This is a genomic window from Fictibacillus sp. Mic-4, assembly GCF_049843615.1.
In the GTDB taxonomy this organism is placed as follows: domain Bacteria; phylum Bacillota; class Bacilli; order Bacillales; family Fictibacillaceae; genus Fictibacillus_A; species Fictibacillus_A gelatini.
In genome coordinates this window covers 77,317-97,896 of sequence record NZ_JBBHZM010000013.1, presented here as the reverse complement: position 1 = coordinate 97,896, position 20,580 = coordinate 77,317, and the positions used below count along the sequence as shown (strand labels likewise).

Below are 20,580 nucleotides of genomic sequence, written 5' to 3'. Positions count from 1 at the left end.
CGAAATTGTTGCGACAGCCCGGGAAACACCTATGCAAGGTGCTTCTATTTCGTCGGGGTGAAAAACTGGCTTAAATCAAACTGGTTGTAAAAAAACTCGAGCGCCGTATGAGGCAATATGCCGAGCACGAGTGTGGAGATGACACAAACAGCAGTAACGGTCAGCACGCCCCCGGGAATCGACACCTTGCCCGCCTCTTCCTCGGATCTGAAAAACATTTGGCCGATGACATTAAAATAATAGAAATAGGAAACAATCGTTGTCGCAATCATAATTCCGGCGAGCCAATAGTGCGCCCCTGTGCTCAATGCACTCATAAATATGCCAAATTTCCCAATAAAGCCAGCGGTCGCCGGAAAGCCGGCAAGGGATAAAACGAATATCGTCATGCAAACCGCAATCCATGGCGATCGCCTGTAGAGACCGGCAAAACTTGAAATATCAGTTGAACCGCTTTTTGCCGTGACAAGTTGGATAATTGCAAATACGCCGATGTTCATAAATAAATAAGCTAGCAAATAAAACCAGACCGCTTCAAACATTAATCCGGAAATAACAGCGAACGGAACGAGAATGTAACCCGCCTGGGCAATGGATGAATACGCAAACATCCGTTTGATGTTACGCTGCCTCAGCGCAATGAGATTCCCTATAATCATCGACGCGCCGGCAAGTATGGCAAGATAGGGCTGAACTTCTTGAAGCAACGGCTTCTCCGCGACTCCTGGCGCCGCTATAAACGTCACCAGCAAGAAACGGATCATAATGACAAACCCTGCCGCCTTAGATACAACACTTAAAAAGGCAGTGACCGGAATGGGAGCCCCATGGTAAACATCAGGTGCCCACATTTGAAACGGGACGGTTGCGATTTTAAACGATAATCCGACAAACGTAATAAGAAATGCAAATACGAGCAAAAATTGATTTTGCAAAATTGTCGGGTCGCCCAGCGCATTTTGAATCGCATATAGATTGGTTTCCCCCGTTAAGCCAAATATGTAACTCATCCCAAATAATGTGATTGCCGTTGAAATTCCGCCATTTACTACGTATTTAAAAGCCGCTTCATTGGATTGTCTATCCCGTTTTCGGAGGCCGGCCATAATGTATGATGAAAGTGAAAGCAATTCAAGGCCGACAAACAACGTAATCATGTCCGCGCTTGAAGCCATCATCATCGCCCCAAGCAAGGCTGTCAGCAGCAAATAATAAAATTCCCCGCGATATTCATCCCGCTCTCCCTTTCGATCGTCAAAAGCAAGAAGCAAAATTAAACCTGTTCCAATGAGGAAAAGAAGCTTAAACGCTTTTGAAAACGAATCGAATCGGTACGTATCCGCTAAAATCGAAATGACCCCGTTATCAAGCTGCATAAAGAGAGCGACAAGAGCACAAGCAACGCCAAGAAAAGCAAAAATGGCAAGGTAACGCCTGCTTGCTTTTTTCGGCATCAACAAATCAGCGAGCGACAGGATCGTTGCGGCCCCTAAAATAATCAATTCAGGTGCCATGATGCCCCAGTCATAAGAACGAATCGTTTCAAGCTCCATAGTCTCGTCACCCCCCAAATCCTGATAAAATCGAGTCAAGCGTTGATTTAATCGTCATCCCTAGCATGTCAGGATATACCCCAATTGCAATGATGAGAGCCAGCAAAACATATGCAGGTACCATTTCCCTCACATTAAGATCAACTAGTTTTCCCCTTTCGGCGGATAGAGGGCCATATGTGATCGCCATGACCGCCCGCAACATATAAACAGCCGTTAAAATGATTCCAAGTGTCCCGACCGCTGCCACAATCGGCTTCGTTTGAAAGAGGCCGAGGAAGGACATCAATTCGCTGATGAATCCGGACATCCCCGGCAAGCCTAATGAAGCAAGCCCTGCTGCGACGAGCACCCCCGACGCCAGCGGCATCGTTTTTACGAAACCGCTGTACGCCTTAAGATATGATGTTCCTGTCCGTTCATAGAGAACTCCGACAAGAAAGAAAAGAAGAGCTGAGATCAATCCGTGGGAAACAACTTGAAAAATGGCCCCCTGCACCCCTGCATCATTCAAGGCGGCAAGCCCGATTAAAACAATCCCCATATGAGAAACAGATGAATAAGCCAACACTTTTTTCACATCCGTTTGAACGATCGCAATAAATGCTCCGTATAAAAGGTTAACGACGCCAAGGATTGCTATGCTAAAAGCGATCCGCTTAAATTCAGCCGGAAAAAAGCCCATCCCAAACGTTATTAAACCGTAAGCTCCGATTTTTAATAAAATGCCGGAGTGGATCATGACAACAGGAGGCGGCGCTTCAACATGGACCCGGAGCATCCACGTATGAAGTGGAACGATAGGGAGCTTAACGCCAAACGCCAACAATAGCGCGATGAGTATCGATAAACGGAATGTTTCCCCTGGAACCGAATCGAGCAGCCCACTTCCCCCATTAGCGAAAATATTCGCCAATTCTCCATAATTCAATGTCCCTGTCTTCATAAATAAAACGACAAAAACAATTAACAAAATAGCCGAACCGAGCCCATTGTAAATTAAAAAACTGTAGGCTGCTTTTTCCTTATTTTCATACCCCCATCTTCCAATTAAAAAGAACATCGGGATTAAGGTCATCTCGAAAAAGATAAAGAACAAAAATAAATTTTGTGAAGCGAAAACGCCGAGCATTCCGACTTCCATTAGTAAAAAGAAAATAAAATAGCTTTTCCATTGCCCTTTAATTGTAAACGAACCGATAGCAGCTAAGACGGCAACGACAGATGTCAGCAATATAAGAACGAGTGAAAGACCGTTCACCCCGAGCTCGTATTGAATCGGCATGGTGACATTGCTGTCCGTATGGGCAATAGTAAAGGAGATCCAGTTTATTTTTTCATTCAACTGAATCGCCGAACTTCCTATGTCAAACTGGCAAAAGGTGATGATTGCAAGCACAAGCGGCAACAACGTGCCAAAAAGCCCAATCCATTTAAGCGATTGTTCCTGATTCGAAGGGGTAAAAGCAAGTACCACAACAGCTAAAAGCGGGGAGAAAACCAGAATAGAAAGCAAGATTTCGTTCATGAAAAATACCCCCCTGACACTGCAAAGATTAAAAGAAGAAGAACAAGGCCGACAAATGCAACTGCCCCATACGTTTGCACCTGGCCGTTCTGGCATTTAGACCCGAGCTTAGCCAGCCAATGGACCAGCGCAACCGCACCATTTACGATGCCTTCCACGATATAGCGGTCGATGAGTGACCATCCATAACTGAAAGCTCTGACCCCCCGGACAATAACGGCATGATATACTTCATCGATATAATATTTGTTGTACACGACGTTACTTAAAGATGGGAGGTGGCGAGAGAGCCAATCTCTTGATAAGGAACCTTTTTTATAAATCAAGTACGCCATGAAAATGCCAAGTAATGATACAAGTGTCGCTACAACAGAAATCCAAATCGGCTCATGATTAGAAGCTAAAGGTGCCACTTCTCCTTTTCCTAAATAATCAGATAGGAATGTCCCGAACCATGAAGTGTTGACATATCCCGCAAGTACGGCAAGGATGCCAAGGACAATCATCGGAAACGTCATTACGCCTGGAGATTCGTGAACCTCTTTCGCTGCTCCCCGAAACTCCCCTGTAAAGACCATAAAGAACAGCCGGAACATATAGAAGGCTGTAAAAAACGCGGCGATGATGGCGAGCCAAAATAAACCGAAACGCCCGTCTTCATAGGTTGCAGCCAAAATTTGATCTTTGCTGAAAAACCCGGATAATAACGGGAAGCCCGAAATCGCAAGGGCACCGATTAAAAAGAGAGGACCGGTTCGCTTTAATTTTCGATAGAGTCCGCCCATCTTTTCAATGTCCTGTGTATGTACCGCATGAATAACACTACCTGCCGCTAAAAACAACAACGCTTTAAAAAAGGCATGGGTCGTTAAGTGAAACACGCCGGCAACATATCCGCCAGAACCAAGCGCAAGCATCATATAGCCGAGCTGGCTGACCGTAGAATAAGCGAGCACCCGTTTGATGTCCTTTTGCATCAAACCGATTGATGCGGCAAAAATGGCTGTCACTCCGCCAACGACGGCAACTGTCGTAAGCGCAGCAGTTGACGCGGCAAACAGCGGATACATGGTTGCAACAAGGTACACACCGGCAGCTACCATTGTCGCGGCATGAATAAGTGCCGAAACCGGGGTCGGCCCTTCCATCGCGTCCGGAAGCCATGTGTGAAGCGGCAATTGGCCCGATTTTCCGATCGCTCCAACGAATATAAGGATCGCCGTCAGCGTGATCATCGCATGTGTCATTTCATGGCTGGCCACCGCCTTGAAAATGTCGTCAAATTCAAAGCTGCCAACTTGCCAGAATAAGAGAATCATACCGATAAAAAGCCCGACGTCCCCAATTCTCGTCATAATAAAAGCTTTCTTCGCTGCTTGCCTGGCTTCCGGTTTGAAATAATAGTAACCAATCAACAGGAATGAACCAAGGCCGACAAGTTCCCAAAACATATAAAGTTGCAGCAAGTTGGGCGACATGACAAGCCCAAGCATGGCGAACGTAAACAGGCCAAGGTAGGCAAAAAAGACGGGAACGCGTTCGTCTCCATGCATATACCCTTTCGAATAGAGATGGACGAGAAAACTGACGAGTGAAACAATGACCAACATTAAGCTATTTAGCGGATTAATTTCAATTCCAAAGGTAATAACCGCATGCCCGATAGTTAGCCATGTGCCTTCCGCTTTATAAGATTCTCCGCCCCACTGACCAAAAAAGACAATAAACGACATAACGAGAGGAACAGCCGTCAGCAAAATGCCGACATAAGCGGAAGCTTCTTTTAGTTTCTTTCCAAGCAATAAAAGAAGGATGAAGGATAACAGCGGCATGAGCGGTATAAGCCAGGCATATTGCATCATCATATCCATCCCCCTTTAGCGCTTCAACTGATCCATTTCATTGACATTGACCGTTCGCCTGTTCCGATATAAGGCAAAAAGAATGGCAAGTCCAACTGCCGCTTCAGCCGCCGCTACCGTGATCGTAAAGAGCGAAAAAATCTGCCCGGTAATCCCCGGATTAGGACCGTATTTACTGAAAGCGACAAGGTTAATGTTAACGGCATTCAGCATCAACTCAATGGAAATAAGCACGATGACGGCATTTCGTTTCGTCAAGGCGCCGAACAGGCCTATGCAAAATAAAATTAACGCCAACACAAGAAAGACGGGTAAAGGAAGGCTACTCATGTTCGTTCATCTCCTCTGATTCGTCCTTTTTAGCAAGCACGACAGCACCGATAAGGGCGACTAATAAAAGAATAGATGTTAACTCAAACGGAATCACATACTTGGAGTAAAGCTCGATACCGATTTTTTTCACATTATGGACGTACAGCTCAACATCCTGCTGTTTAAATGAAAGCTTGTTAATGGCGAGAAACATAATGATGAAAAATGCGACAACCCCTGTTCCGACTGCTAATATTCGGCTTTTAGCGATCCTCTTTTCGCTTTTTGGATCGTGCTTTGTCAGCATGATGCCGAAAAGCATAATAATCGTGATCGCTCCTGAATAAATCAGCACCTGGACAACAGCAACAAATTCTGCGGACAGCAAAATATAAATCCCGGCAATCGACAAAAACGTGAAGATCAAGGAAACGACCATATGAACGACATTTTCTGAATGGATCATGAATACTCCGCCGCAAATCGCCACGAGCGCAAGAATGAAGAAAGCAATCATTTCACCTGTCATACTTTATTTTCCTTTCGAATGTTCGCATCATTTTCATCGAGCCAGCGCATATCTTTAAACAATTCATCCCGGCTGTATTCGGCAAGTTCAAAGTTATTCGTCATGACGATCGCCTCGGTCGGACAAACTTCCGTGCATAAATCACAAAGAATGCAAATTTCAAAATTAATGTCGTACGTATCGATGATCTTTCCTTTTTTCGCCGGATCCGGATGCTTTTTTCCTGTCAATTGAATGCATTCTGTCGGACAAATGGCAGCACACTGGTTGCAGACAATGCATTTTTCAGGGTAAAACTTTTGAATGCCGCGAAAGCGATCCGGCAGCTCAAGCGGCGCATCAGGATACTTTGTTGTCACATTTTGCTTTGTTAAGTTTTTCAACGTATATTTAAGGCCTTTCGTTAAACCGAGCATCATGCCACTCCTTTTTTGGAAGATTTGAGAGAAAGCCGTGCTTTTTACAACCTTTTATTTTAAAAAGAGTTCTTTCACGGCGGCGCTGACAAAAATGTTCAATAATGCAAGTGGCAACAGGACCTTCCAGGCAAACTCCATCAGCTGATCTGCCCGAATGCGGGGAAACGTTCCCCGAATCCAAATCATAATGAAAACGATGAGACTGAACTTAAGCGCAAACCAGATGACGCCCGGGATGAAGCCGAGAAAGGGAATCGGATTCCAGCCGCCGAGAAATAAAACAGTCATCAGCGACGCCATCGCAAACAAATAGACATATTCAGCGAGCATGAAAAATGCCCAGCGGAAACCTGAGTACTCGACATGATAGCCCGCGACAAGCTCGGATTCCGCTTCCGGGAGGTCAAACGGTGTCCGGCTTAATTCAGCCAGGGACGAAATGAAAAAGACGATAAAGCCGATCGGCGATAAAAACATGTACGCCACATGCTTCTGGCCTTCGACGATGTCCGTCAAGTTCAAGCTTCCCGTAAATAGGATGACACCAATCACGGACATGACAAGCGGGATTTCGTAGGAGATCATTTGCGCCGCCGAACGCATGCCGCCAAGAAGTGAGTATTTATTGTTCGACGCCCATCCCCCGAGCAACATTCCAATCGCGGAAATTCCCGAGACGGCAATGTAGTAAAGAAGCCCGACACCGATGTCGGCGAACTTGACGTTTTCCGAAAACGGCATGACCGCCAATACGAGAAAAGATGGGGCGAAAGCAAGAATCGGGGCCAGTATAAATAGCGGCCTATCCGCAAGTTTCGGAATGATGTCTTCCTTAATTAACAGCTTGAAAACGTCCGCCACGGTTTGCAATAGACCAAATCGGCCGCCAATCCGGTTCGGCCCGATCCTTATTTGCATAAAACCGAGCACTTTTCGTTCGGCAAGAATGGCATACGTTACAAACCCGAGCACAATGGCGAGTAAAATAGCCCCTAAACAGAAGAAAATAAGAAAGTGAATCCAACCGGGTGGCGACTGTAGCAAATGTTCGATCATCAACCATCCACCTCCCCAAGCACAATGTCGATTCCTCCTAAAATGGCGATCAAATTGGCAAGATTTTCTCCGACAAGCAGCTTCGGTAAAATTTGCAAATTGTAAAAGGACGGCCTTCTAAACTTTAAGCGATACGGCTCCTTTTTCCCTTCAGACGCGATATAGCAGCCGATCTCGCCTCTTGGTGATTCGATGCGGACGAACGCTTCGCCTTTTGGCGGCTTAATGATTCGCGGCACTTTGGCCATAATCGCTCCCTCAGCAGGAAACTGCTCTACTGCCTGCTCAACAATTTTGAGCGACTCTTCGATTTCCGCCATGCGGCACTGATAACGCGCCCATGCATCCCCGGTGTGAAAAACAGGGACATCAAAGTCAAAGCGGTCATAAATCGAATAAGGCTCATCTTTTCTCAAATCCCAGTTGACGCCTGTACAGCGCAGGTTCGCGCCGCTCAATGAATAGTCGATCGCTTCTTCCTTTGTGTAATAGCCGATCCCTTTTACACGGTTCAAGAAAATTTCATTCCCTGTCACAAGGTCGTGGTACCCTTTCAACTGCTCCCTCATATAAGGGACAAAATCGCGAACCTTCTCGATCCATCCTTCCGGAGCGTCCCATTTGACACCCCCGACACGCATATAATTAAAAGTCAGGCGAGCGCCACATAGTTCATTTAGTAGATTTATAATCGCTTCGCGTTCACGAAATGCATATAGAAATGGACTCATCGCTCCAAGGTCCAATAAATATGTTCCATACCAGACAAGGTGGCTTGCAATTCTCCCGAGTTCCATTGCGATGACCCGCAAGTATTCGGCCCGCTCCGGGATTTCAAGCCCCATCATCGTTTCAACCGCGTGGCAGATGACATAATTGTTGGTCATTGCCGATAAGTAATCCATCCTGTCGGTGTAAGGGATAATTTGCGTGTATTGCAAGTTTTCTGCTAGTTTTTCAGTACCGCGGTGTAAATAGCCGATCACGGGGGTCGCTTCAATGACGGTTTCCCCATCAATTTTTAAAATGATTCGGAACACCCCGTGTGTGCTCGGATGCTGCGGCCCGACGTTAAGAAGCATTTCTTCCGTTCTGATCAAGTCTTACACCTCCACGTCATACGGTTCATAATCTTTACGAAGAGGATGACCCACCCAATCGTCGGTCAGCATAATTCGTTTTAAGTTCGGATGGCCGACAAATGTAATGCCAAGCAAATCAAACGTTTCCCGTTCAGGCCAGTTCGCTCCCTGCCAGATTGGTGTAATCGATGCAATCTTCGCTTCTTCCCGGTCAATTTTTACCTTTAGGGCAATAGCCCGGCGGTGTTGATACGAAAATAAATGGTTATACACTTCAAAATGGGTCATAAAATCCGTTCCATGATGCTCTGACAGGTAGTCAAACCGAAGTTCGTCATGATGCTTTAAAAACTCGGCGACCTTATAATATGTATCCGGCTTCGCCACGAGGGTCGGAACATCTTTTGAGAGCCGATTAATATAGTAATCTTCCAATACGCCATCTCCGAGATGTTCTTGAATGACTTTGACATAATGATCAAGCAATGGCTGGTTGACAGAAGGCTTTTCTTCAGCTTGAGGTTCTGCTGCGGACGAGTTTGCATTAGCTGCGGCACGGGCTTTTGCCGCAGCAAGTGCTTTTGCTTTCGCTGCTGCGGCCGCCTTTGCTTTGGCTGCTGCAAGCGCTTTCTCTTTTTCATCCGCAACATCTGCGCTTTCCGCGGCAGCTGCTTTTGCCTTTGCTGCTGCGGCTGCCTTTGCTTTCGCCGCTGCAAGCGCCTTTGCTTTTTCGTCCGATTGGTCTGCACCGTTTGCTTCTATCGCCTCGCGCATCGCTTTTGCTTTGGCTGCCGCAGCAGCCTTTGCCTTCGCGGCTGTAGCTGCTTTCGCCTTTCGGGCTGCGTCGTCGCTTGAAGTCTCATCTTGCGTTTCAAGCGCTTTTTGTTTTGCCCGTTCTAATGCCTTCGCTTTCGCTTCTGCTGCCGCGCGTTTCTTCTGTTCTTCTATACTAAGAGGCTCTTTTTCGGTGTCTGGTTTTACGGTTTGCTCTTTTTCACGGGCACGCTGCTTCGCAAGTTCCAGCGCTCTCGCTTTTGCTTCCGCTGCCGCGCGTTTCTTCTGTTCTTCTATACTAAGAGGGGATTCTTCGGTGTCTGGTTGGACGGCTTGCTCTTTTTCACGGGCACGCTGCTTTGCGAGTTCCAATGCTCTCGCTTTCGCTTCTGCTGCCGCGCGTTTCTTCTGTTCTTCTATACTGAGAGGCTCTTTTTCGGTGTCTGGTTTTGCGGTTTGCTCTTTTTCACGGGCACGCTGCTTCGCGAGTTCCAACGCTCTCGCTTTTGCTTCTGCTGCCGCGCGTTTCTTCTGTTCTTCTATACTGAGGGATGCTTCTTCGGTGTCTGGTTGGACGGCTTGCTCTTTTTCACGGGCACGCTGCTTCGCGAGTTCCAATGCTCTCGCTTTCGCTTCTGCTGCCGCGCGTTTCTTCTGTTCTTCTATACTGAGGGATGCTTCTTCGGTGTCTGGTTGGACGGCTTGCTCTTTTTCACGGGCGCGCTGCTTCGCGAGTTCCAACGCTCTCGCTTTCGCTTCTGCCGCGGCTCGTCTTTTCTTTTCCTCGAGAGACAATTCTTCTTGACCGTTATTTTCACGATGGGATTCCGGTTTTTTACCTTCGTTTTCGCTCATTGATCAGTCACCTTCTTACCCGTCTTTGCTTCATAACGAATTTTCTCCTGCAATTTATTAATGCCATAAATGAGTGCTGCCGGGTTCGGCGGGCAGCCTGGAATGTAGACATCCACAGGGACAATTTGATCAACGCCTTTAACAACCGCATATGACTTAATATAAGGGCCCCCTGCAGTCGCGCATGAACCCATGGCAATGACCCATTTTGGCTCAGGCATTTGCTCGTATAACCGTTTAAGGACGGGTGCCATTTTCTTTGTCACTGTCCCTGATACGATCATGACATCCGATTGTCGCGGTGAGGCGCGGAACATTGTGCCAAACCGGTCAAGATCATAGTGGGCAGCTCCTGTTCCCATCATCTCAATGGCGCAGCATGCCAGACCAAATGTTACGGGCCAGAGAGAATTGCTCCTTGCCCATGCTTTGATTTGCTCAAGAGTAGTAAAAAAAATACTGCGCTCAAGCTCTGCTTTTTCTTCCGGTGAAATGTCAGACAGATTTAGTTCCATTTCAACACCTTCTTTTTCCAAGCATATACAAGTCCAAGCGTCAGCAATAAAACAAATATCGCCATTTCTATAAGGGCAAATAGTCCTAATTCATCATAGGCTACGGCCCATGGATATAAAAAAACAGTCTCGACATCAAAGATGACAAATAATAATGCAAATAAATAATAACGAACATTAAACTGAATCCAGCTTTGCTGAAACGGTTCAATCCCGCTTTCATAGGTTGTTGCTTTTTCTTTCGTCGGCCTGTTCGGACGCAAGAGACGTCCTGCCGTTAGAGCTCCGACGGGCAGTAAAATACCTAAAAGCAAAAAGACAGCTACAATGAGGTAATTATTTTGATATACATTGTATAAGTCCATTAGCAACCCCCATCATCTGAATTTTTATAAATTTTAGAATCATATATATTATAACAAATGCCAATATTTGTGTCGACAATGACCATTGGATTAAAAAAAGAGCCTGTTTATGGCCCTTTTTTTAAAAATATATGATGGAAATATTGAAATAAGACTGGCTTTCTTGACTCTTGCATTTTTTAATGTAATACCCAAAAAGCGTACTGGCAGTGAATGAGGTGAATCCATATCCAAAAAACTAGGGTTCTAAATCTAGATTGTAATCAACAATAGGTCACGGATTCAGATAATTTTGGAGAAGAACATTTGTTGGGTACTAGAAAAAAATAGTACTTTTCAAAAAATAAACCATGCTCTAAAATCCCTAATAGCAAGAAAATTTCATAAAATTTGGAGGGATATAATGAAGAGTAATTTTTTGAAAATGGGAATTGCAGGGATTTGCACATCAGTATTATTGTTTGGTAGTTCCTCTTTGACGTTGGCAAAAGAAAATTCTTCGGAACCTCAACTTACAAAGGCACAACAACTAGAATTAAAGAAAGCAAAGGAAAAAGAGCAACAATTACTTAAAAATTGGAGTAATAAAATTTCACAAGATACCATTAAAGAATACGCAAAAGATAAAAAACTTACATTGAAAAAGGATTCGATTGGAAAGTATTCTGTCTCGTCATCAAGTAGTAAATATTCTATCGGTTCAAAAGGTGATATTTTATACACGAATTCAAAAGGAAGCTCAAGCGGATCTTGGGCAGGTGGACACATTGCTGTTGTAATCAATGGAAATAACACCGTTGAAGCCTTTCATAAATCTGTAACATCAAAAGATGGAGTTAGACTTTGGCCAAATGATTGGAAAAAACGATATAAAAAAATTAAAGGTTTGTGGGTCAGAAAAGCAACAGATAAAGACTATAATTATGCAGCTTCATATGCTAGAGGTCAGGTAGGGAAAAAATACAATATCAATTTCTGGAATAAAAAAACAACAAAGAAATTCTATTGCTCTCAACTTGCCTGGAGAGCGTGGTACAATAAGGGATATAATTTGGATGATGGTGGAGCAGTTTGGCCTATCGATATTTATGAAGATAAACAAACCAAGACGTTTTATTCAAAAGGTTAATTTGACAATGAAAGCCGGAAACATTGTTTTCGGCTTTCATTAATAACAGGGGTGACATATGAGACAATTTGTGATATATTTTGTAGTTCTTTTATTTGCTTTAACCGGTTGTGAAAAAAAGATTAATCCTATGGATCCTGTTAAAGATGATGTGAATCTGAAAAATAAGAAACTGGCAGTCATATATACTGATGTAAACAGCAGAGACAGTGAACTTGTTTTAATCAACAATAAAGATAAAATTGAAGAAACACAACGTTTTAAATATGCTGGTATCGTTCAAGTAATTAAAAATCCTTCAGGAGGATTACTTTTGCCAGTTCAGTTAGAAGACATTCTTATTCAAATAGCAAGTAATGGAGAAGTAAACGAACAAAAAATTAAGACATTTCCTCTTTTTATGGAAACCCAAAAGGGGTATCGATTAACAACATATAATACTGCTATGGATTACGGAACAATTGAAATTTTGGAAAATGGAAAAAAGAAGTCTAAAAAATTGGATGGTTTATTAAGATCAGCAACAGCAGATCAAAAATATGTTTATGTATATGGGAATGTTAACGGAAGTGCGAACGTCCTTTATGTTCTTGACCGGCAAAATTTAAAATTAATAAAGGACATGACGTTAAGTTACGGACCGTCGGATTGTATAAAAGTAATTGACGGAAAAGTCTTTCTTTCTTCCGATAACGACAATATGCTAACCATTGTAACCCCCGATAGCTGGAAAGTCAGCTATATGAAACTTCCATATACGGGACCAGATCGAATCCTCTCCGATTCGGATTCAATTTATATCGCATATGAGCTCGGGAATAGAATTACGAAAATAGACCGTAAAACACTCGAAATTCAAAAAAGCTTTAAACTCTCTGGTCAAAATACAATTAATATGAGAATGGACAATAAATATCTATATATCTTGTCACAAACAGACTTAGATGAACAGCCTATTAAAGGAGCGGTTGGACGTATTGGGATTTATGATAAACAAACTGGTAAAATGTCTGATGAGATTATACTGCCTGAAAAAAGAGATATGCTTGTTCAGGACTTGGAATTATTAGATTAGCTTATATTAACGAAGTAAAGGGAAAAAAGCGATCCTTATCGTCGGAAGTTTGTAAGAGTCCCTCAAAATAGCGTTTTTGATAAAAAAAACGGTGAGCCGGCGTCTGCTCACCGTTTTTTCCTAACTTTCTTTTACAGGTTTCGTGCTATATTCCATTTGCCTCTCTAGCTCTTCCGCAAAATGGGCCTTCTGCTCATCCGCCCAATTGAATTGATCGGCCATTAACTTAATGACCCGCTCTTTATACCGGCGGACGAAGTCAATGTTAAAATATAACGCACCCGTTTTGCGAATGAAGTAATCGGCAGGCGTTGCCGTCATTTCCTCTTCTATGCTGTACATAACCGTAGCATAGATACTTACAGGAAGATCATAGTTTTCAGCTTCATGCCCCTTGTTCTTACAAATGTCGTATAACCGTTCGACATTGGAACCGTAACGGTGAACGAGCCAGCTTGCTTCCTCCTCTGTTAATCCAACGTCCATACCGAGGTCCGTCTTCTCACGGACAAACCCCGGAAATTGATCGCTTCCTCCAACATCCCCGCCGGATAATGGCAAATGTTTCGTATTACTTTTTGAAAAAAGAGTTCCCTGTTCGTTTAAAAGTTCACTTGCAACGAGATCAACAACCTTCTCCGCCATTTTCCGATACCCTGTCAACTTCCCGCCTGCAATGGTAATGAGGCCGCTCTGTGAATGAAATACTTCGTCCCTTCTCGATATTTCCGATGGGCCTTTCCCTTCTTCGTGAATGAGCGGACGAAGGCCGGACCAGGACGATTCAATATCATCTCTCGTAATGCCCGCTTCAGGAAACATAAAGTGAATGGCCTTTATTAAATAATCGAGATCACCTTCTGTAATGCGTGGATTTTTCAAATCGCCTTTATAGTCCGTATCTGTCGTCCCTACATACGTTTTCCCGTCACGCGGAATCGCAAAAACCATTCGTCCGTCCGGCGTATCAAAATATACCGCCTGTTTTAACGGAAAGCGGCTCTGGTCAATGACGACGTGAACGCCTTTCGTATGATGAATTCTTTTGCCTGTGGCCGAGCCGTCCTTCTCGCGCAATTGGTCCACCCACGGACCAGCCGCGTTGACGATTTTTTTTGCAACGATTTCGTATTCTTTGTTCGATAGCGTATCCAGGACTTTAACGCCCTTCACTTTTCCGCCATCATAAATAAAATCCGTCACCTTCATATAGTTAACGGCCAATCCGCCAAGCTGGACCGCTTTTTTCATAATTTCCATCGTGAGGCGGGCATCATCTGTTTTATATTCAACATAATATCCGCCGCCAAGTAATTGCTCTTTTTTCAACAGCGGCTCTTTTCCAAGCGCTTCCTCTTTCGTAAGCATGCTCCGGCGTTCCGTTCTTTTCACACCGGCTAAAAAATCATACACTTTCAAGCCAATCGACGTTGAAAACTTTCCGAACGTTCCACCTTTATAAAACGGAAGCAGCATCCATTCCGGTTTTGTCACATGCGGGGCATTTTCGTACACAATCGCCCGTTCTTTTCCTACTTCTGCGACGAGCTTTACTTCCAATTGCTTTAAATAGCGCAACCCGCCATGCACCAATTTTGTTGAACGGCTTGACGTTCCTGCCGCAAAATCCTGCATCTCAACGAGTCCCGCTTTCATTCCGCGGCTACTTGCATCGAGCAAAATGCCCGCACCTGTTACGCCCCCGCCGATAATGAGAAGATCGAGATCGGCGTTTTGCATTTCGGTTATATAATCATCCCGGCGCTTACTTGAAAATGTATGTTCCATCATAACCACTCCCATTTATACATATTTACCCAGATACAAATGAATGAATACCTTTTTTTCTGAGGTTAGAAGTCAGAGGTGAGATTAGTCGGAATCGGCGAAAAGCCGATTCCAATGATTCACACCCCATCGGAAATTATAGGCGTAAAAAAAGAGACCACAATTTCCCCGCCCTAAAGCGAGAAATTGTGGTCTCTCCTATTCTCCGACCGATATTAACTTGTTTTTATTATACTGCATAGCCTTTTCATTTTCAATCATTTAAACACTCTTGTCGCTTCAACTGCTTTTTTCCAGCCTTTATACAGCTCTTCTCGTCTCGCTTCTTCCATTTGAACATCGAAGTCTCGTTCAACCTTCCACTTGTTTGCAATCTCCTCGCGGCTTTCCCAGAAACCGGCCGCGATTCCCGCAAGATAAGCCGCGCCGAGAGCCGTCGTTTCATTAACGACCGGCCGTTCAACCGGAACACCGAGAATATCGCTCTGGAACTGCATGAGAAAATTGTTTTTCACCGCCCCGCCATCGACACGAAGTTTCTTTAATTCGATGCCTGAATCTGCCGTCATTGCTGTTAGGACGTCTTTCGTTTGATACGCAAGCGATTCCAATGTCGCCCGTACGAAATGCTCCTTTTCTGTTCCGCGGGTAATACCAAACACTGCACCGCGGGCATCACTGTCCCAGTATGGCGTGCCGAGCCCGACAAATGCCGGTACAACATATACTCCATCCGTTGAATCCACGCGCTCCGCATATTGTTCACTATCCGCCGCATCCTTGAACATGCGGAGCCCATCTCTCAACCATTGGATCGCAGAACCGGCAACGAAAATGCTTCCTTCCAGCGCATATTCGACTTTTCCATCAATGCCCCAGGCAATCGTCGTCAATAAGCCGTGTTTCGATGGGACGGCTTTTTCACCCGTGTTCATAAGCATAAAACAGCCCGTTCCATACGTGTTTTTCGCCATTCCTTTTTCAAAACAGGCCTGGCCGAATAATGCCGCTTGCTGGTCGCCGGCGATTCCTGAAATAGGAACTTCCTGGCCGAAGAAATGGTAATCAATCGTGTTCGCATAAATTTCAGAAGAGGAGCGAACCTCAGGAAGCATTGATTTCGGAACACCAAGCATATCCAGCAGCTCTTCATCCCATTTTAAATCGTAAATGTTGTACATTAATGTCCGTGAAGCATTCGAATAGTCGGTCACATGCGCCTTGCCGCCTGAAAGTTTCCAAACGAGCCACGTATCAATCGTTCCGAACAATAAATCGCCTTTCTCCGCTTTTTCCCGCGCTCCTTCAACATTGTCAAGAATCCACTTTACTTTCGTCCCCGAAAAATAAGCATCAATTAACAACCCTGTCTTGTTTCTGACCATTTCATCATAGCCTTTATTTTTTAACTCTGAGCAGATGTCTGCTGTTTGCCGGGATTGCCAGACAATCGCGTGATAAATCGGCTTACCTGTCACCTTGTCCCATACAACCGTCGTCTCGCGTTGATTCGTAATGCCGATCGCAGCAATTTCTTTAGCCGATGTGTTGGTATTCGATAGAACTTGAGCAATGACAGCTAGAACGCTTCCCCAGATCTCCGATGCGTCATGCTCAACCCAGCCCGGCTTCGGAAAGTGCTGGGTGAATTCCTTTTGTGCGATAGAGACGACTTCCCCTTCTTTATTGAATAAAATCGCCCGTGAACTTGTTGTCCCCTGGTCAAGCGCTAATACATATTTCTTTTCCATCTTTCTTCCTCTCCTCCGTATTAATTTTTATGTGCTTCTCCATGCATAACTTCACTTGTTCTTTTATTGCTTGCAACATATGATGCGATCAGTAAGACGAGGCATACAACCGACCAGGTCCAAAAAAAGCTGGTGACTTTGCCACGGAATACAGCCTGGAAAAAGAGAGCTCCGAACATCCCGCCCGCGATTGGCCCGACAACAGGAATCCATGCATATTTCCAATTCGACGTGCCTTTGCCGGCAATCGGCAAAATAAAGTGGGCGATGCGCGGTCCGAGATCACGGGCCGGATTGATCGCATATCCCGTCGTTCCTCCGAGAGATAGTCCGATCGCCACGATTAAAAAGCCAACAATAAATGGATGAAGCCCTTCTGTAAATTTATTCGCCCCTATTGAAAGTAATCCTACCATGAGGACAGCCGTCCCGATAAATTCACTGATGATATTGGAAAACGTGTGAGCAATAGCCGGGTCGGTTGAAAATACGCCGAGTTTAGCTGCTGGATCTTTCGTCTCTTTCCAGTGCGGCAAGAAATGAAGATATACAACCGCTGCCCCAATAATAGCCCCGATCATTTGTGCGGTAATATAGCCAGGAACTTTGCTCCAGCTAAAGTCCCCGATGGCCGCGAGCCCAAGAGTAACGGCCGGGTTTAAATGAGCGCCGCTTGCCTGACCGGCAAAATAAACACCCATGGTCACAGCCATTCCCCACCCGAGGGCAACAACAATCCATCCCCCGCCTTCCGCTTTTGATTTTTTCAAACTGACGTTGGCACAAACACCCGCCCCAAAAATAATCAAAATCATCGTACCGACAAGTTCTCCCACAAATGGTGACATGTCAAATTCCCCTTTCAATGTTTAATGAGTGTTCAAAAAGGAAGAAAACAAGAGCCGACACTGGCTAAAAGCGCCACATCCTGTGACAACGCCAGTATTAGTTCGTCCTGTACGTCGGAAGTTCAAGGAACGACAGTCTCGAGGACCGGAATATATAAAATCAATACATGAGGACCAGAGAGACCGAGTGACGAAGAAATTCGACGGCTATTTTCCCCGGACTTTTTGAACAACTATGGCAGAAAAAAAGAGAACCACAAAAAGACCCCTTTTATAAAGGTACTTTTGTGATTCTCCTTTTCTCCTACACAATTATTAACTTATCTATTATTATACTATCTATGAAAACGCTGTCAATTAGTTTAGTAAAAATACTAGCAAATTTTTTCAATTTTTTTAAAACCAGAGCTCGCTTTTCGACGTTGTTACCGCGATTGCACCGGATTGTAGTGCCATTTCGACATCGCGTTTTGAGCGAATTAATCCTCCGGCAAAGATTGGAATTCCTGTTTCTTCTTTAATTTCTTTTATAATGTGCGGCATAACGCCGGGTAACACTTCAATATAATCTGGCTGCGTTTTCTTTAAAATTTTATAGCTTGTCTCCAAAGCGATAGAATCGAGTAAAAAAAGGCGCTGTATCGCAATGACCCCCTTTTTCTTCGCTGCTAAAATAACGTTGGAGCGTGTCGATATTATTCCCGCCGGTTTTGCCTCCTGACAAATAAATTCCGTTGCATACTCATCTGCCTTCAGCCCGTGAATTAAATCGAGATGCAAAAATATCGATTTCCCATGCTGCTTCGCCAGTTGAATGATGGTTTTGATCCTGCCTACATGCGTATCCAATAAGACAATGTATTGATACTTGCTTTGAAACAATTTCTCCAAATCTTTTATCGTCCGCACTGCCGGCAAAATCGTTTGGCCACTAAAGCTCACTCTCTTATCCCCCTCTACTTTTTTATGGAATATTATTATATCTTCTTGTGAACTACTTTACCATAACTATTTAGGGCTTCCAGTTCTACGATATGAACGGTTGAAAATGAGAATTCTGTTGTCTAAAGGACAAAAATGCAGTGCGAAAGCCAATTTCTGTCCGATAGAGCCCCTCTATTGGACAATATTGCGATACAAGGACAAAAAGCTGTCCTTTAGAACGCGACAGTATCTCTTATGCGCTCCGTCCTCATGGGCCTCACTTTAGCTGGTTTGATAAGATGGAGCTTTCCGCCGGCCCCGACCGCTTAATCGTAAAACAGAAGAAAACCCTCCAGGAATTCAATTCCCGGAGGGTTTGTGCATTATCGTCTGCCTTCAGCTAGATCGATGCGGTTGATTGCGCGCTTCAATGCGTATTCTGCACGTTTGGCGTCAATTTCACCTTGATTGTTGTTTAACCGGCGCTCTGCGCGTTCTTTCGCGGCACGGGCGCGTTCTACATCAATATCTTCTACTTTTTCAGCAGCTTGTGCCAGAACGGTCACTTTTTCAGGTCGAACTTCAATAAAACCACCGCTAACGGCCACGGTTTGTGTTTTGCCATCATTTTTCACACGTACTGCACTGATGGTTAAAGGGGCAACAAGCGGAACGTGACCGGCTAAAATGCCAAGTTCTCCGCTTTTTGCTTTCGCACTGACCATTTCTGCATTTCCTTCAAACACAGGACCATCAGGGGTAACTATACTTACTTCTAACGTTCTCATTTGTCCTACCCCCTTAACGGATTAAACAAGAGTCTTCGCTTTTTCAACAACTTCTTCTATGCTACCTACTAAGCGGAATGCTTCTTCTGGAAGATCGTCATACTTTCCTTCAAGAATTTCTTTAAATCCACGAACCGTTTCTTTCACAGGCACATAAGAACCTTTTTGTCCTGTAAATTGCTCCGCCACGTGGAAGTTTTGCGATAAGAAGAACTGAATGCGGCGAGCGCGGTGTACAACAAGCTTGTCATCTTCGGATAACTCGTCCATACCTAGAATCGCGATAATATCTTGCAATTCTTTATAGCGTTGCAAGATTTGCTGCACACGGCGGGCAACGTTATAATGCTCTTCTCCAACAACTTCAGGCGTTAGGGCACGGGAAGTTGAAGCAAGCGGATCAACCGCAGGGTAAATCCCCATTGCTGTTAGTTTACGCTCAAGGTTCGTCGTTGCATCAAGGTGGGCGAACGCTGTAGCCGGAGCCGGGTCAGTATAGTCATCGGCAGGTACATAAATCGCTTGAATCGATGTAACCGAACCTTTTTTCGTTGATGTAATCCGCTCTTGCAATTGACCCATTTCTGTAGCCAATGTCGGCTGATAACCTACCGCAGACGGCATGCGTCCAAGAAGCGCGGACACTTCAGAACCTGCTTGAGTGAAACGGAAAATGTTATCAACGAAGAAAAGCACGTCTTGTCCTTCTTCATCACGGAAATATTCCGCCATTGTAAGCCCTGTAAGAGCGATGCGGGCACGTGCTCCAGGCGGCTCGTTCATTTGTCCGAATACCATCGCTGTTTTGCTAATAACGCCGGAGTCGCTCATTTCATGATAAAGGTCGTTTCCTTCACGAGTACGTTCTCCAACACCTGCGAATACGGAAAGACCACCGTGTTCCTGGGCGATGTTGTTAATCAATTCCTGGATAAGAACTGTTTTCCCTACACCTGCACCACCGAAAAGACCGACTTTTCCACCTTTTACATATGGTGCAATAAGGTCAACGACTTTAATTCCTGTTTCTAAAATTTCTACTTTCGTTGTTAACTCCTGGAATGATGGTGCTTCGCGGTGAATCGAGTCACGGCGAACATCAGCAGGAATTTCTTCTTTAAGATCGATTGGATCACCCGTAACGTTAAATACGCGTCCTAATGTCGCATTCCCTACAGGAACAGAAATCGGTTTACCTGAATCCGTCACTTCCATGCCGCGAACAAGACCGTCTGTTGAATCCATTGCAATTGTACGAACTGTATTATCTCCAAGGTGAAGAGCGACTTCTAATGTTAAATCGCCTTTCTCACCATCAAAGCTCACTTTAAGTGCATTAAGCAGTTCCGGCAAATGGTCATCAAACTTCACGTCAACGACCGGGCCAAGAACTTGAGTAATGTAGCCTTTATTCATCGTTTTCCCTC

Annotated in this window: 19 protein-coding genes; 2 read left to right on the top strand and 17 right to left on the bottom strand. The window is 44.7% G+C overall.

From position 1 onward, the window contains the following. Positions 1–44: 44 nt before the first annotated feature. The 11 genes from nuoN to WD019_RS10685 are packed head-to-tail and all read right to left on the bottom strand — an operon-like array spanning position 45 to position 10,850. Positions 45–1,553 (bottom strand): NADH-quinone oxidoreductase subunit NuoN, encoded by a 1,509-nt coding sequence (gene nuoN / locus WD019_RS10735; protein ID WP_425711473.1) that lies wholly within the window; start codon positions 1,551–1,553, stop codon positions 45–47. A gap of 7 nt (positions 1,554–1,560) precedes the next feature. Continuing rightward, the gene (locus WD019_RS10730) at positions 1,561–3,081 is read right to left on the bottom strand and encodes a complex I subunit 4 family protein (RefSeq protein WP_026677318.1); all 1,521 of its coding nucleotides are present in this window, start codon (positions 3,079–3,081) and stop codon (positions 1,561–1,563) included. Then, positions 3,078–4,943 (bottom strand): NADH-quinone oxidoreductase subunit L, encoded by a 1,866-nt coding sequence (gene nuoL, locus WD019_RS10725; RefSeq protein WP_425711478.1) that lies wholly within the window; start codon positions 4,941–4,943, stop codon positions 3,078–3,080. Before nuoL ends, WD019_RS10730 begins: the two co-directional genes overlap by 4 nt. A gap of 15 nt (positions 4,944–4,958) precedes the next feature. Further along, complete coding sequence (gene nuoK / locus WD019_RS10720; protein ID WP_026677316.1) at positions 4,959–5,273, bottom strand: NADH-quinone oxidoreductase subunit NuoK; 315 nt, start codon at positions 5,271–5,273, stop codon at positions 4,959–4,961. Further along, complete coding sequence (locus tag WD019_RS10715; protein ID WP_026677315.1) at positions 5,266–5,784, bottom strand: NADH-quinone oxidoreductase subunit J; 519 nt, start codon at positions 5,782–5,784, stop codon at positions 5,266–5,268. Before WD019_RS10715 ends, nuoK begins: the two co-directional genes overlap by 8 nt. Continuing rightward, complete coding sequence (gene nuoI / locus WD019_RS10710) at positions 5,781–6,200, bottom strand: NADH-quinone oxidoreductase subunit NuoI (RefSeq protein WP_026677314.1); 420 nt, start codon at positions 6,198–6,200, stop codon at positions 5,781–5,783. Before nuoI ends, WD019_RS10715 begins: the two co-directional genes overlap by 4 nt. Positions 6,201–6,254: 54 nt before the next feature. Beyond that, positions 6,255–7,259: an NADH-quinone oxidoreductase subunit NuoH gene (gene nuoH / locus WD019_RS10705; protein WP_026677313.1), complete on the bottom strand. Its 1,005-nt coding sequence runs from the start codon at positions 7,257–7,259 to the stop codon at positions 6,255–6,257. Then, the gene (locus WD019_RS10700; protein ID WP_026677312.1) at positions 7,259–8,359 is read right to left on the bottom strand and encodes an NADH-quinone oxidoreductase subunit D; all 1,101 of its coding nucleotides are present in this window, start codon (positions 8,357–8,359) and stop codon (positions 7,259–7,261) included. Before WD019_RS10700 ends, nuoH begins: the two co-directional genes overlap by 1 nt. Positions 8,360–8,362: 3 nt before the next feature. Beyond that, positions 8,363–9,970 carry an NADH-quinone oxidoreductase subunit C gene (locus WD019_RS10695; RefSeq protein ID WP_425711472.1) on the bottom strand — a complete coding sequence of 536 codons (1,608 nt, stop codon included), beginning with the start codon at positions 9,968–9,970 and terminating at the stop codon, positions 8,363–8,365. Then, the gene (locus WD019_RS10690) at positions 9,967–10,485 is read right to left on the bottom strand and encodes a NuoB/complex I 20 kDa subunit family protein (protein WP_026677310.1); all 519 of its coding nucleotides are present in this window, start codon (positions 10,483–10,485) and stop codon (positions 9,967–9,969) included. Before WD019_RS10690 ends, WD019_RS10695 begins: the two co-directional genes overlap by 4 nt. Further along, complete coding sequence (locus WD019_RS10685; protein WP_026677309.1) at positions 10,476–10,850, bottom strand: NADH-quinone oxidoreductase subunit A; 375 nt, start codon at positions 10,848–10,850, stop codon at positions 10,476–10,478. Before WD019_RS10685 ends, WD019_RS10690 begins: the two co-directional genes overlap by 10 nt. A 403-nt stretch (positions 10,851–11,253) precedes the next feature. Between WD019_RS10685 and WD019_RS10680 the strand changes: the two genes are divergently transcribed. Further along, complete coding sequence (locus WD019_RS10680) at positions 11,254–11,979, top strand: YiiX/YebB-like N1pC/P60 family cysteine hydrolase (RefSeq protein WP_425711471.1); 726 nt, start codon at positions 11,254–11,256, stop codon at positions 11,977–11,979. A 58-nt stretch (positions 11,980–12,037) separates the two neighbouring features. Continuing rightward, positions 12,038–13,054, top strand: a complete 1,017-nt coding sequence (locus WD019_RS10675; protein ID WP_425711470.1) for a hypothetical protein — start codon at positions 12,038–12,040, stop codon at positions 13,052–13,054. Between the two features lie 120 nt (positions 13,055–13,174). Here WD019_RS10675 and WD019_RS10670 read toward each other — a convergent pair whose 3' ends face one another. The 6 genes from WD019_RS10670 to atpD form a co-directional block, all read right to left on the bottom strand. Continuing rightward, positions 13,175–14,845, bottom strand: coding sequence for a glycerol-3-phosphate dehydrogenase/oxidase (locus WD019_RS10670; protein ID WP_425711469.1), 1,671 nt, complete (start codon positions 14,843–14,845; stop codon positions 13,175–13,177). A 254-nt stretch (positions 14,846–15,099) separates the two neighbouring features. Further along, a complete protein-coding gene (gene glpK / locus WD019_RS10665; RefSeq protein WP_425711468.1) occupies positions 15,100–16,593 on the bottom strand; it encodes a glycerol kinase GlpK in 1,494 nt (497 codons plus the stop codon). Between the two features lie 20 nt (positions 16,594–16,613). Next, positions 16,614–17,441: an MIP/aquaporin family protein gene (locus tag WD019_RS10660; RefSeq protein WP_026677306.1), complete on the bottom strand. Its 828-nt coding sequence runs from the start codon at positions 17,439–17,441 to the stop codon at positions 16,614–16,616. Between the two features lie 396 nt (positions 17,442–17,837). Next, positions 17,838–18,383, bottom strand: a complete 546-nt coding sequence (locus tag WD019_RS10655; RefSeq protein ID WP_026677305.1) for a glycerol-3-phosphate responsive antiterminator — start codon at positions 18,381–18,383, stop codon at positions 17,838–17,840. Positions 18,384–18,748: 365 nt separating this feature from the next. Beyond that, the gene (locus tag WD019_RS10650) at positions 18,749–19,153 is read right to left on the bottom strand and encodes a F0F1 ATP synthase subunit epsilon (protein ID WP_026677304.1); all 405 of its coding nucleotides are present in this window, start codon (positions 19,151–19,153) and stop codon (positions 18,749–18,751) included. Positions 19,154–19,174: 21 nt separating this feature from the next. Continuing rightward, positions 19,175–20,569: a F0F1 ATP synthase subunit beta gene (gene atpD, locus WD019_RS10645; protein ID WP_026677303.1), complete on the bottom strand. Its 1,395-nt coding sequence runs from the start codon at positions 20,567–20,569 to the stop codon at positions 19,175–19,177. Between the last annotated feature and the right edge of the window lie 11 nt (positions 20,570–20,580).

Coding starts and splice junctions, on each gene's coding strand:
- nuoN (WP_425711473.1), bottom strand. CDS start 1,553: ATGGAGCTTGAAACGATTCGTTCTTATGACTGGGGCATCATGGCACCT.
- WD019_RS10730 (WP_026677318.1), bottom strand. CDS start 3,081: ATGAACGAAATCTTGCTTTCTATTCTGGTTTTCTCCCCGCTTTTAGCT.
- nuoL (WP_425711478.1), bottom strand. CDS start 4,943: ATGATGCAATATGCCTGGCTTATACCGCTCATGCCGCTGTTATCCTTC.
- nuoK (WP_026677316.1), bottom strand. CDS start 5,273: ATGAGTAGCCTTCCTTTACCCGTCTTTCTTGTGTTGGCGTTAATTTTA.
- WD019_RS10715 (WP_026677315.1), bottom strand. CDS start 5,784: ATGACAGGTGAAATGATTGCTTTCTTCATTCTTGCGCTCGTGGCGATT.
- nuoI (WP_026677314.1), bottom strand. CDS start 6,200: ATGCTCGGTTTAACGAAAGGCCTTAAATATACGTTGAAAAACTTAACA.
- nuoH (WP_026677313.1), bottom strand. CDS start 7,259: ATGATCGAACATTTGCTACAGTCGCCACCCGGTTGGATTCACTTTCTT.
- WD019_RS10695 (WP_425711472.1), bottom strand. CDS start 9,970: ATGAGCGAAAACGAAGGTAAAAAACCGGAATCCCATCGTGAAAATAAC.
- WD019_RS10690 (WP_026677310.1), bottom strand. CDS start 10,485: ATGGAACTAAATCTGTCTGACATTTCACCGGAAGAAAAAGCAGAGCTT.
- WD019_RS10685 (WP_026677309.1), bottom strand. CDS start 10,850: ATGGACTTATACAATGTATATCAAAATAATTACCTCATTGTAGCTGTC.
- WD019_RS10680 (WP_425711471.1), top strand. CDS start 11,254: ATGAAGAGTAATTTTTTGAAAATGGGAATTGCAGGGATTTGCACATCA.
- WD019_RS10675 (WP_425711470.1), top strand. CDS start 12,038: ATGAGACAATTTGTGATATATTTTGTAGTTCTTTTATTTGCTTTAACC.
- WD019_RS10670 (WP_425711469.1), bottom strand. CDS start 14,845: ATGATGGAACATACATTTTCAAGTAAGCGCCGGGATGATTATATAACC.
- glpK (WP_425711468.1), bottom strand. CDS start 16,593: ATGGAAAAGAAATATGTATTAGCGCTTGACCAGGGGACAACAAGTTCA.
- WD019_RS10660 (WP_026677306.1), bottom strand. CDS start 17,441: ATGTCACCATTTGTGGGAGAACTTGTCGGTACGATGATTTTGATTATT.
- WD019_RS10650 (WP_026677304.1), bottom strand. CDS start 19,153: ATGAGAACGTTAGAAGTAAGTATAGTTACCCCTGATGGTCCTGTGTTT.
- atpD (WP_026677303.1), bottom strand. CDS start 20,569: ATGAATAAAGGCTACATTACTCAAGTTCTTGGCCCGGTCGTTGACGTG.